At 68.8% G+C, this 11,622-nt stretch carries 11 protein-coding genes; 9 read left to right on the top strand and 2 right to left on the bottom strand.

Going from position 1 to position 11,622, the window contains the following annotated elements; genetic code table 11:
* The first annotated feature begins 67 nt into the window (after positions 1 to 67).
* From EJJ38_RS05950 to atzF, 6 genes are all read left to right on the top strand, one after another.
* A complete protein-coding gene (locus EJJ38_RS05950) occupies positions 68 to 346 on the top strand; it encodes a sarcosine oxidase subunit delta (protein ID WP_127089193.1) in 279 nt (92 codons plus the stop codon).
* Complete coding sequence (locus EJJ38_RS05945) at positions 343 to 3,303, top strand: sarcosine oxidase subunit alpha family protein (protein WP_127089192.1); 2,961 nt, start codon at positions 343 to 345, stop codon at positions 3,301 to 3,303. Before EJJ38_RS05950 ends, EJJ38_RS05945 begins: the two co-directional genes overlap by 4 nt.
* Positions 3,296 to 3,907 (top strand): sarcosine oxidase subunit gamma, encoded by a 612-nt coding sequence (locus EJJ38_RS05940; RefSeq protein ID WP_164738428.1) that lies wholly within the window; start codon positions 3,296 to 3,298, stop codon positions 3,905 to 3,907. Before EJJ38_RS05945 ends, EJJ38_RS05940 begins: the two co-directional genes overlap by 8 nt.
* A 64-nt stretch (positions 3,908 to 3,971) precedes the next feature.
* On the top strand, positions 3,972 to 4,856 hold the full coding sequence (purU, locus tag EJJ38_RS05935; protein WP_127089190.1) for a formyltetrahydrofolate deformylase: 885 nt from the start codon (positions 3,972 to 3,974) through the stop codon (positions 4,854 to 4,856).
* Positions 4,857 to 4,930: 74 nt separating this feature from the next.
* Positions 4,931 to 5,089 (top strand): hypothetical protein, encoded by a 159-nt coding sequence (locus EJJ38_RS20265; protein ID WP_164738427.1) that lies wholly within the window; start codon positions 4,931 to 4,933, stop codon positions 5,087 to 5,089.
* Between the two features lie 289 nt (positions 5,090 to 5,378).
* Complete coding sequence (atzF, locus tag EJJ38_RS05930; protein WP_127089189.1) at positions 5,379 to 7,169, top strand: allophanate hydrolase; 1,791 nt, start codon at positions 5,379 to 5,381, stop codon at positions 7,167 to 7,169.
* Between the two features lie 22 nt (positions 7,170 to 7,191).
* Here atzF and EJJ38_RS05925 read toward each other — a convergent pair whose 3' ends face one another.
* Positions 7,192 to 7,677, bottom strand: a complete 486-nt coding sequence (locus EJJ38_RS05925) for a YcgN family cysteine cluster protein (RefSeq protein ID WP_127089188.1) — start codon at positions 7,675 to 7,677, stop codon at positions 7,192 to 7,194.
* A gap of 249 nt (positions 7,678 to 7,926) precedes the next feature.
* Here EJJ38_RS05925 and EJJ38_RS05920 point away from each other — a divergent pair, with 249 nt between their 5' ends.
* The 3 genes from EJJ38_RS05920 to EJJ38_RS05905 are packed head-to-tail and all read left to right on the top strand — an operon-like array spanning position 7,927 to position 11,325.
* The gene (locus tag EJJ38_RS05920; protein ID WP_245454133.1) at positions 7,927 to 10,089 is read left to right on the top strand and encodes a transglycosylase domain-containing protein; all 2,163 of its coding nucleotides are present in this window, start codon (positions 7,927 to 7,929) and stop codon (positions 10,087 to 10,089) included.
* A 4-nt stretch (positions 10,090 to 10,093) separates the two neighbouring features.
* Positions 10,094 to 10,669, top strand: coding sequence for a DUF1214 domain-containing protein (locus EJJ38_RS05915; RefSeq protein ID WP_245454132.1), 576 nt, complete (start codon positions 10,094 to 10,096; stop codon positions 10,667 to 10,669).
* On the top strand, positions 10,666 to 11,325 hold the full coding sequence (locus EJJ38_RS05905) for a DUF1254 domain-containing protein (RefSeq protein WP_245454131.1): 660 nt from the start codon (positions 10,666 to 10,668) through the stop codon (positions 11,323 to 11,325). The genes EJJ38_RS05915 and EJJ38_RS05905 overlap by 4 nt, the downstream gene beginning before the upstream one ends.
* A 31-nt stretch (positions 11,326 to 11,356) precedes the next feature.
* On the opposite strand, the gene EJJ38_RS05900 is transcribed toward EJJ38_RS05905, so the two are convergent.
* Positions 11,357 to 11,557: a hypothetical protein gene (locus EJJ38_RS05900; RefSeq protein ID WP_127089187.1), complete on the bottom strand. Its 201-nt coding sequence runs from the start codon at positions 11,555 to 11,557 to the stop codon at positions 11,357 to 11,359.
* Positions 11,558 to 11,622 lie beyond the last annotated feature (65 nt).

Raw genomic sequence — 11,622 nt, 5'->3', positions numbered from 1 at the left:
GAACGTTTTCCCGATCCGCTTGCGAGGCAATCAGATCGGAACGTGCTCTGAGCGAGGCACGCGAGCCATGCGCCTTCCCTGCCCCTATTGCGGCGTGCGCGACGCCCATGAATTCTCCTATCTGGGAGATGCCGCCCCGCGCCGTCCCGACCCCGCCGCGCCGGACGCGGCGGATGCCTTCCACGATTACGTCTATCTGCGCGACAACCCGGCCGGGGCGATCCGCGAGCTGTGGTACCACGGCGCCGGATGCCGCCGCTGGATCGTGGTGGACCGCGATACCCGCACCCATGCCATAGCCGGCGCGACGTTCGCCTCCGGAAGCGCTTCGGGAGATGCGTCATGAGCCGCCTGTCCGAAGGGGGGCTGATCGACCGCTCCAAGCCCCTCGCCTTCAGCTTCGACGGCAAGGCCATGCGCGGCTATGCGGGCGACACGCTGGCCTCTGCGCTGCTGGCCAATGACGTGCGCCTCGTGGGTCGCTCGTTCAAATATCACCGCCCGCGCGGCATCTTCTCGTCGGGCTCCGAGGAGCCCAACGCGCTGGTGGAGCTGCGCGACGGCGCGCGGCGCGAGCCCAACAGCCGCGCCACGGTGGTGGAGCTGTATGACGGCCTCTCCGCCGCCAGCCAGAACCGCTGGCCGAGCCTCGATTTCGACATCCAGTCGGTGAACGGCCTGTTGGGCCCGCTGCTGGGCGCCGGCTTCTACTACAAGACCTTCATGTGGCCGGCGGCGCTGTGGGAAAAGCTCTACGAGCCGCTCATCCGCCGCGCGGCGGGCCTCGGCCGGGCGGCGGAAGCGCCGGACCCGGACAGCTATGATCGCTCTTTCGCCTTCTGCGACCTGCTGGTGATCGGCGGCGGCGCGGCCGGGCTCATGGCCGCGCTCACGGCGGGCCGCAGCGGCGCGCGGGTGATCCTGGCCGACGAGGATTTCCGCTTCGGCGGGCGCATCCTCGCCGAGCGCGCGGAGATTGACGACGCCCCTTCCCTCGCCTTCGTGGAGCGGGCGGTGGCGGAACTGGCCGCTCTGCCCAATGTGCGCCTGCTGCCCCGCACCACCGTTTTCGGCGCCTATGACGGCGGCACGTTCGGCGCACTGGAGCGGGTGGCGGACCATCTGCCCCTTCCGCCCGCCTTCACGCCCCGCCAGCGCTATTGGAAGATCGTCGCCAAGCGCTCGCTGCTGTGCGCGGGCGCCATCGACCGGCCCATCGTGTTCGGCGGCAATGACCGGCCGGGCGTCATGTCGGCCCAGGCGCTGCGCACCTATGCCGTGCGCTACGCGGCCAATCCCGGCAAGCGCGCCGTGGTGTTCGCCAATAACGGCTATGCCTGGTCCGCCGCCTTCGACGCGGCCGAGGCCGGGGTGGACATCGCCGCCATCGTGGATGTGCGCCCGGAAGCCCCGCCCATCCAGCTGGAGCGGGCGAAGCGGCGCGGCGTGCGCGTCATCCAGGGCGGTCAGGTGGTGGCGACCTCGGGGCGGCTCCTCTCCTCCGTCACCGTGCGCAGCGCCACGGGGGAGGAGAAGATCGCCGCCGAGGTGCTCGCCATTTCCGGCGGCTCCAGCCCCAATGTGGGCCTCACCAGCCATTTCGGCGGCAAGCCCGTCTACCGGGCCGACATTGCGGGCTTCGTGCCCGGCGCCTGCCCGCCCGGCATGCGGGTGGCGGGCGCGGCGCGGGGCGACTATTCGCTCGCCCGCTGCCTTGCGGCCGGTGCGGCCGAGGCGGCGGAAGCCGTGAGCGAACTGGGCTTCTCCGCTTATGCCACGCCGGTTCCCCAGGCGCGGGACAACGCCATCACCGTCACGCCCTTCTGGCATGTGCCGGGCTCACGCGGCCCGGCCTTCGTGGACCTGCAGAATGATGTGACCGCCAAGGACATCACCATCGCCCACACGGAAGGATTCCGGGCGGTGGAACTGCTGAAGCGCTACACCACGCTGGGCATGGCCACCGACCAGGGGCGCACCTCCAACGTGACCGGCCTAGCCATGATGGCCGTGCTCACCGGCCAGGATGTGGGCGCCACCGGCACCACCCTGTTCCGCCCGCCTTATACGCCGGTGGCGCTCGGCGCCATCGCGGGGCACCATCGCGGCAAGGATTTCCGCGCCACCCGGCCGACGCCCACCCATGACTGGGCACGCGCGCAGGGCGCGGTGTTCGTGGAAGCCGGGCTGTGGCTGCGGGCGCAATATTTCCCGCGCCCCGGAGAGACGGACTGGCTGGAGACCGTGAACCGCGAGGTGACCGCCACGCGCACCGGCGTCGGCCTCATCGACGTATCCACCTTCGGCAAGATCGACATCCAGGGGCCGGACGCAGGCGCCTTCCTCGACCGGGTCTATATCAACACCTTCTCCACCTTGCCGGTGGGCCGCGCGCGCTATGGCGTGATGCTGCGCGAGGACGGCATCGTCATGGATGACGGCACAACCTCGCGCCTCGGCGAGCGCCATTATCTGATGACCACCACCACGGCCAATGCCGCCAAGGTCTATCAGCACCTGGAATTCTGCCTGCAGGTGCTGTGGCCGGAGCTGGACGTGCAGATGGCCTCGGTCTCCGAGCAATGGGCGCAGATTTCCATTGCCGGCCCCCAGGCCCGCGCCGTGCTGGAACAGGTGGTGGACGGACTGGACGTGTCCAATGCCGCCTTGCCCTATATGGGCGTGGCGCAGGGCACGGTGCTCAGCGGCGTGGCCGCCCGCATCTTCCGGGTCTCCTTCTCCGGGGAGCTGGGCTATGAGATCGCCGTTCCCGCCCGCCAGGGGCGCAGGCTCGCGGAAGCGCTCATGGCCGCCGGGGCGCCCTTCGGCATCACGCCCTACGGCACCGAGGCGCTCGGCGTCATGCGCATCGAGAAGGGCCATGTCTCGGGCAACGAACTGAACGGCCAGACCTCGGCCCGCGACCTCGGGCTCGGCCGCATGGCCTCCACCAAGAAAGACTATGTGGGCCGCGTCCTCTCCCAGCGCCCCGCCTTCCTCGAAGAGGGACGGGTGAGCTTCGTGGGCTTCAAGCCGGTCAATCCCGGCGACCGGCTGCGGGCGGGCGCCCATTTCCTGCCCCATGGGCGCAGCGGCACCACGGCCAATGACGAGGGCTACATGACCTCGGTTGCCTTCTCGCCCCTGCTCGGTCACTGGATCGGCCTCGGGCTCATCGCGCGCGGCACTGAGCGGATCGGCGAGAGCGTGCGCGCCTATGACCCGGTGCGGGGCGGCGACATTCCCGTCGAAATCTGCCATCCGGCGTTCGTTGATCCGGAAGGGGAGCGGTTGCGTGTCTGAGATCCTGTCCGACCTGCCCGTCACCGACCTGCTGCCGCCCGGCCGCCATGGCCGTGCCGACGGCGCGCCCGGTGTCATCGCCCATCCTCTGTCCCGCCTTGCCGTGGCGACCCTGGTGGCCTGCAAGGGTGCTGTGCCCCGCATCACCGAGGCGGCCCTGGCTGCGTTCGGCGTGGCGCTGGCGGATGCCCCGAAGGTGAGCTTCACCGCCGATATCGCCTTCATCGGCACCGGCCCGGGCCGCTGGCTGGTGACCGCCTCGCAGGCGCCCGAAGCCCTGATGGCGCGCCTCACGGACGCCTTCGGCGACGGTGCCGCCCTCACCGACCAGAGCGACGCCAACCTGATGCTGGACCTCTACGGCCCGGCCGTGGGGGAAACGCTCGCCAAGCTGGTGCCCGTGGACCTCGACCCGAGCGTCTTCAGGCCGGGCGATGCCGCCGCCACCCTGGTGGCGCTGATGCCGCTCACCTTCTGGCAGCTCAACGATTCCCCCGCCTATCGCTTCGCCATTCCCCGCTCCTTCGCCCCCGCCTTCCTGCGGGCACTGGCGAGCGCCGCGGCCTCGGCCGGCCTTGAAATGGCGGGCCCCGCGCGAGGTTGACGGCGGCGCGACGCGCGCTGCCCTCCCCGCCCTTTCACATCCCCTTTTCCTGACGAGACGACTTATGACCGCGCCTGAAAATACCGCGCCCGACCGCCAGTTCATCCTCACCCTCTCCTGCCCCAACCGCCCCGGCATCGTGGCGCGGGTCTCCACCTTCCTGTTCGAACAGGGCGGCAACATCCTCGACGCCCAGCAGTTCGACGACCGGGAGAGCAACCGCTTCTTCATGCGCGTCGTCTTCAACATGGTGGAGGGCGAGGCGGACCTGGCGGCGATCCGCGCCGCCTTCGTGGAGGTGGCCGAGGGCCTGTCGCTGACGTGGCAGATGCGCGACCGCGCCGAGAAGCGCCGGGTGCTGCTGCTGGCCTCGAAGTTCGACCACTGCCTGGCCGACCTCCTCTATCGCTGGCGGATCGGCGAGATCCCCATGGAGATCTCCGGCATCATCTCGAACCATCCCCGCGAGACCTATGCCCATCTCGACCTCAACCCGATACCGTTTTTCCACCTGCCGGTGACCAAGGCGACGAAGCTGGAACAGGAAGCGGAGATCTGGCGGATATTCCGCGAGAGCAAGTCGGAACTGGCGGTTCTTGCGCGTTACATGCAGGTGCTCTCGGACGGTTTGTCGGCCAAATTGAGCGGCCGGTGCATCAACATCCACCATTCCTTCCTGCCCGGCTTCAAGGGTGCCAAGCCCTATCACCAGGCCCATGCCCGCGGCGTGAAGCTCATGGGCGCCACCGCCCATTACGTCACCTCGGACCTGGATGAAGGCCCCATCATCGAGCAGGATGTGGAGCGTATTTCCCACCAGGATACGCCCGACGATCTTGTGCGCAAGGGCCGCGACATCGAGCGCCGGGTGCTGGCGCGGGCCATTTCCTGGCATCTGGAAGACCGCGTTCTGCTGAACGGCAGCAAGACCGTGGTGTTCCGCGACTGATCCACGGCGAAGCGGAGGTGAACCATCTCCGCTTCCCCAGCGTTACATCCGAAAGAGCATCGGAGTGACGCACCATGACCCGTTCCATGACTTTGATCTTCGGCGCCGTCATCTTTGCGGCGGCGCTGGGCGCTGCCGTGATGTTTTCCGGCCGCGGCACGCCCGAGCCCACCGAGAGCGCACCGGCCAACGTGCCCGCCGCGCCCATGGCCCCCGCCACTCCGACGCGATGAGGCCCGCCGGGCGCAAGCTCCGGGGGACGCGCACAGCGTGCTTAACTGCATGCAAGTCGCACTTTTTTGATTATTAAATGATCAATTTGCATATTTTATAATCATATTTTGCCCGCCCACCACCGCCGCATCCGCACGGTCAAGCCCTGGCCGCGCGGACAAAATACAATACAAAACAACAGCTTATCTTTTTCAGATCCCCTCCTCTGAAGTGGCGCACTTCCTGCTAGGTCTTCCGCGCGCATGCGGCCCCGCGCCGCTTGCCTTTGGACCGGCCTCAGGAGTTGCCATGAACACGCTCGCCTCCCTTCTTTCCGCCCATCGCGAAGGACGGCGCACGCCGAGCGACACGGTCCGCGAGACCTATCGGCGGATCGCCGATCATGACGACCCGGCCATGTTCATCACCCTGCGCCCCGAGGCCGAGCTGCTGGCGGAAGCCGCCGCTTTGGAAGCGGGCGGCAAGACCGACCTGCCGCTCTACGGCATCCCTATGGCGATAAAGGACAATATCGACGTGGCGGGCGTGCCCACCACCGCCGCCTGCCCCGCCTTCGCCTATGAGGCAACGGCCGACGCCACTGTGGTCGCCCGCCTGAAAGCGGCCGGTGCGCTCATCATCGGCAAGACCAATCTCGACCAGTTCGCCACCGGCCTCGTGGGCACCCGCTCGCCCTATGGCGTGCCGCGCAACGCCTTCAACGCCACCCTGGTGCCCGGCGGCTCCTCCTCCGGCTCCGCCAGCGCCGTGTCGGCGGGCATCGTGCCCCTCGCGCTCGGCACCGACACCGCCGGCTCGGGCCGCGTGCCTGCCATGCTCCAGAATATCGTGGGCGTGAAGCCGAGCCTCGGCCTCGTGCCCAATACCGGCCTCGTCCCGGCCTGCAAGACCTTGGACTGCATCTCGATTTTCGCCCTCACCGTGGACGATGCCATGGCCGCGTTGGCGGTGATGGCCGGCTATGACGCCGCCGACGCCTTCTCCCGCCCCCTGCCGCTCGGCACGCTGGGCACCCTCCCCCGCCCGCCGCGCCTCGGCATCCTGCCGCCGGACCAGCGGGAATTCTTCGGCGACGCCACCGCCGCCGCCGCCTATGAGGCCGCCATCGCGCGCTTCCAGTCGCTGGGCGCGGAAACCGTCGAATTCGACTATGCGCCCTTCGCGGAATGCGCCCGCCTGCTCTATGAGGGCCCGTGGGTGGCCGAGCGCTGGATCGTGGCGGAGCCGCTGCTCACCACCGATCCCGACGCGGTGCATCCCGTCACCCGCGCCATCACCGAGCCCGGCGGCAAGGCGAGCGCCGCGGACGCCTTCCGCGCCACCTACCGCCTGCGGGAGCTGAAGGCCAAGGTGGACCCCATCCTGGCCGACTTCGACGCCATCCTCCTGCCCACCGCCCCCACGGCCTACACGCTGGAAGCGGTGCTGGCGGACAATATCCGGCTCAATTCACGCAACGGCACCTACACCAATTTCGTGAACCTGATGGATCTGTGCGGCACCGCCGTGCCCAACATCATCTCGCCGGAGGGCATTCCCTACGGCATCACCCTGCTCGCCCCGGCGGGACAGGATGCGGAAGTCGCCTCCATCGCCCGAGCCTTCGTGGCGGCGGGCGACCTGCCGCTGGGCGCCAGCGGCCAGACCGCGCCCGTCACGGCCCTGCCGCCGGCGGAAACGGCGGGGCGCATGGATTTGTGCGTGTTCGGCGCCCACCTCTCCGGCATGGGGCTGAACGGCGAGTTGCTGGAACTGGGCGCCCGCCTCGTGGCGCCGGTGGAAACCGCGCCGCTCTATCGCATGACGCTGCTGAAGGGCGCCGTCCCGCGCCCCGGCGTCACCCGCGTGGCAAGCGGCGGCGCGGCCATTGCGGGCGAGGTCTGGTCCCTGCCCTTCGAGGGCATCGGGCGGCTGCTCGCCCGCATTCCCGGCCCGCTGGGGTTCGGCCGCGTGGTCCTGTCCGATGGGCGCGAGGTGGCGGGCTTCCTGGCGGAGGCGGCGGGCGCCGAGGGCTGCCTGGACATCACCGCCTATGGCAGCTTCCGCACCTTCATGGCGAGCCGCGCCAAAAGCGCCTGACCGCGGCAAGTTTCCAAAATGCTCAGGGGGCGCGGGGGCGCCCCCGAGCCCCACGCGGCCATTTGAGCGGCCAGGACACGATGCGGTCCAGCAGCTCGAACACCCCATAGGCCCCCTCCAGCCCCGCCACGCGGTCGCGCACCGAAATGCCCGCTTTGTGCACGGTCTCGGGATCGCCGGAGACCAGGGGATGCCACCAGGGCAAATCCTTCCCCTCCTGCACCAGCCGATAGCCGCAGGTGGGCGGCAGCCAGGACAAGGTCTCCACCACGTCCGGCGTCAGGCGAACGCAGTCCGGCACCTTGGACTGGCGGTTCTCATAGTCCGCGCAGCGGCAGGCCCCCGTGTCGAACAGGCGGCAGGCCACGTCCGTATAGGCGATGTCACCGCTGTCCTCGTCTTCCAGCTTCACGAGGCAGCACCGCCCGCACCGGTCGCACAGGCTCTCCCACTCCGGGGCGGTCATTTCGGCAAGCGACTTGCGGCGCCAGAACGGGATATCAACCATGCCGCCTTCCTACCCGCCTTGCGGCCGGCCGCAAAGGGCGCGGGCGACTCGCGGTCGGCGCCGCCCCGCGCTATAGACGGAGGCAGGCTCCTTCCTGCCGCGTTTCCGCCCCGGACCGCGACCATGAAGGATGATGGGGCGGGATAAGGGCGGACCGGATCGCAAGGGGCAACCCGGCGGTCGCGGTTCCAGGCTGGCCGAGAGGGACGCGAAGCTGCGGCGCGTCCACGAACGCGAGACCGTCAGGACGTGAGCGAGAGCGAAGACCCATCCTCGAAGAAGCGGCTGCGCAATGCGTGGCTGGACGCGGATGCGCGCATCGATTCCACGCTGTTCCGCATCGGAACCGCGTTCATGCGCGCGGCCTCCGGCTATTCCGCCTTCATGGAGCGCTTCTCGCTGTCCGGCTGGCGACGCTGGCTGGTGGGCCTCACCTCCGAAGGCTTCACGCTGGGCACGTTCGGTGCCATCGCCCTGCTGGCGCTGGCCCTTCCCGCCTTCCGCGAGACCTCCGACGACTGGCTGAAGCGCACCGAACTCGCCGTCACCTTCCTCGATCGCTACGGCAATGTGATCGGCGAGCGCGGTGTCCGGCAGAACGACACGGTACCGCTGGAGGATTTCCCCGATTATCTGCTGAAGGCCGTTCTCGCCACGGAGGACCGGCGCTTCTACGAGCATTTCGGCATCGACGTGGCGGGCACGCTGCGCGCGGTGGTCACTAATGCGCGGGCGGGCGGCGTGCGACAGGGCGGCTCCTCGCTCTCCCAGCAGCTCGCCAAGAACCTGTTCCTCTCCAACGAGCGCACCATCGAGCGCAAGGTGAAGGAGGCGTTCCTCGCCTTGTGGCTGGAAAGCCGCCTCACCAAGAGCCAGATCCTCAAGCTCTATCTGGACCGCGCCTATCTGGGCGGCGGCGCCTATGGGGCGGACGCGGCGGCGAAATACTATTTCGGCAAGTCCATCCGCGAGGTGAACCTCGCCGAGGCCGCCATGCTGGCGGGCCTGTTCAAGGCGCCCTCCAAATTCGCGCCCCACGTCAACCTGCCCGCCGCCCGCGCCCGGGCATCCACGGTGCTCGATAATCTGGTGGAAGCGGGCTTCATGACCGAGGGTCAGGTGTTCGGCGCTCGCCGCAACCCCGCCACCCCCGTGGACCGGCGCGACATGGCGGTGCCGGACTATTATCTCGACTATGCCTTCTCCGAAGTCCGCCGCCTCGTGGATGCCTTCCCCAAGAGCGTGACGGAGCGCATCTTCGTGGTGCGCACGGGCCTCGATCCGAACATCCAGAAGGTGTCGGAAGCGGCGCTGGATTCCTCACTCCGCCAGTTCGGCAAGGACTACAAGGTCAACCAGGGCGCCATCGTCATCATGGAGCCCAACGGCACGGTGCGGGCCATGGTGGGCGGGCGGGATTATGGCGAGAGCCAGTTCAACCGCGCCACCGACGCCCTGCGCCAGCCCGGCTCCTCGTTCAAGCCGTTCGTCTACACTGTGGCGCTCATGAACGGCATGAAGCCCAACACCATCGTGCAGGACGCCCCCATCTGCCTGGGCAATTGGTGCCCGCAGAATTACGGGCGCTCCTATATGGGCTCCATCACCCTCCAGACCGCGCTCCAGCACTCGCTGAACACGGTGGCGGTGCGGCTCGCCGAGCGCTTCGGGCGCCAGAAGATCATCGATCTCTCCCACAAGATGGGCATCACCGCCAATCTCACCCCCACCGCCCCCCTGCCGCTGGGCGCCGTGGAAGTGACCGTGGTGGACATGACCACCGCCTATGCGGTGTTCGCCAATGGCGGCAAGAGCGTCTATCCTCACGCCGTGGTGGAGATGCGGGCGGGCGCGGGCGAGGTGCTCTGGCGCTATGACCGCGACGCGCCCCAGCCGCTCCAGGTCATCCCGCCCTCCGCCATCGACATGATCAACCCCATGCTCAACAACGTGATCGAGAACGGCACGGGGCGGCGCTCGCGGCTGCCGGACGTGAAGGTGGCCGGCAAGACCGGCACCACCAATGCCTATCGCGATGCGTGGTTCATGGCCTTCACCGGCAATTATGTGGGCGGCGTCTGGTTCGGCAATGACGACTACACCTCCATGAACCGCATGACCGGCGGCTCGCTGCCCGCCATGACCTGGCAGAAGGTGATGGCCTATGCCCATCAGGGCATCGAGCCGAAATACATTCCCGGCATCGGCAACCAGCCCGCGCCCAAGCTGGACGAGCCGCCAGCCCCGCTGGACGTGCCGGGCCTGGAATCCTCGCTGCGCCCGCTCACCCTCTCGCCCCGCTCGGCCGCGCGCCTGTCGGAACTGGAGAAGCTGTTCCGGCGCGCGGCGCCGCCCGTGCCCGCGACAGGCCCCACCGCCGCCATTCCCGGCCCTTCCACCAAAGCCAACTGACGCCGTGCGCCCTCTTCCCCTCGCCGTCACCCTCGCCGTCGCCGTGACCCTCGGCCTCGGCCTCACCTATGTGTCGGTGACCCAGTCGCGCGGCATGGACGCGGTGCGCTCGGGCGCCTGGACGGGATGGCCCCGCTCCGGCACCACCCAGGCCGATCCCTATGCCCGCGCCGCCTTCGCCCGCTCCGGCGAACTGCCGCTGGAACTGGCGGACGGGCTGCTGTTCCTGGCCGCGCAGGATTCGGCGGGCGCGCCTCTGGATGGACGCTGCGACATCCGCATTGCCGGCACGCTCCCCCAGGCGCAGGTCTGGACCGTGACCCTCATGGACGAGGAGGGCCACCTGATCCCCAACGACGCCCATCGCTACGGCTTCACCAGCAATGAAGTGGTGTATCGACCGGACGGCGCCATCGACCTCGTTCTCTCCCCCCGCGCCCAGGCGGGCAACTGGCTGCCCACGGGCGCCAGGGGGCGCGTGAAGGTGGCGCTGCGGCTCTATGATGCCCCCTTCAGCTTCTCGTCCGCCACCGGCGAAAGCTCGACGCTGCCGCAGGTGACCACGGAGCATTGCCCGTGAGCCTCTCGGACTTCCTCCCCTCCCTGCGCCGCCAGCGCCTGCTGCCGCGCACGTCGCGCCTGCACCCGCTGCGCCGGGTCCGCCGCGCCTTCGACAGGATGCGCGCCGCCTTGCCGGAGCATGTGCTGCTTCCGCTCGCCTTCATCCTGGTGATTGCGGGCATCGTGCATCTGGCCTCCGTGCTGGCCATGCCGGTGCTGGCTCAGAAGAGCGCGTACCAGCGGCTCCTGGACATGGCGCAGCCGAACCACATGACGCTGCTGCCCGACGCCACGCCCGCCGACATGACCTTGCCCATGACGGACCCGGCCTTCGTGAGCGCAGTGTGCCTGTATGATCTGCGGGAGCGCCCGCTGCGGGTGCGCGTTCCGGCCACGGCGGACTATACGTCGGTGTCGTTCTACACCGCGCGTGGCCTGGCCTTTTATGCGCTGAACGATCAGGCGGCGGGGCGCGTGATCGAATTGGACCTGCTGTCTCCCAGCCAGCGCGCGGCGCTGCCGGAGGACGAGGAAATCACGGCGGCGGACCGCCTTGTGGTGGAATCCCCCGCGGACCGGGGCATCGTGCTGATCCGCGCCTATGCGCGCTATCCGGACCTGCGCGAGTCCATCCGACGCCAGCTGGAAGCGGCGAGCTGCACCTCGTCCAACTGAGGCGCCGCCGACACGGGCTCAGGCGCCGCGCTCAGCGGACCTTGCGACCGGACGTGTCGGGACGCGGCTCTTCCAGCAGGCGGCTGGGCAGCGGGATCGGCGTCGATGCCGGAGCCTCCTGCCGCTCGATCCGCACCACCGGAAGGATGACGATGTCAGCACCGTGTCCCGGCTCGACCCGCGCGCTCTGGCGGGCGTTACGCTCCAAGAGAAAAGCAATCAGCGTGCCCATCACCTGTCTCCGATCCTCGGGAGTAGCGTGATGACAACTCTCTTTAAGGCCGGATGGTTTCCCAA

It is taken from the genome of Aquabacter cavernae (assembly GCF_003993795.1).
Classification (GTDB): domain Bacteria; phylum Pseudomonadota; class Alphaproteobacteria; order Rhizobiales; family Xanthobacteraceae; genus Aquabacter; species Aquabacter cavernae.
The sequence above is the reverse complement of the archived record's forward strand: the minus strand, read 5'-3'. Positions and strand labels throughout refer to the sequence as shown.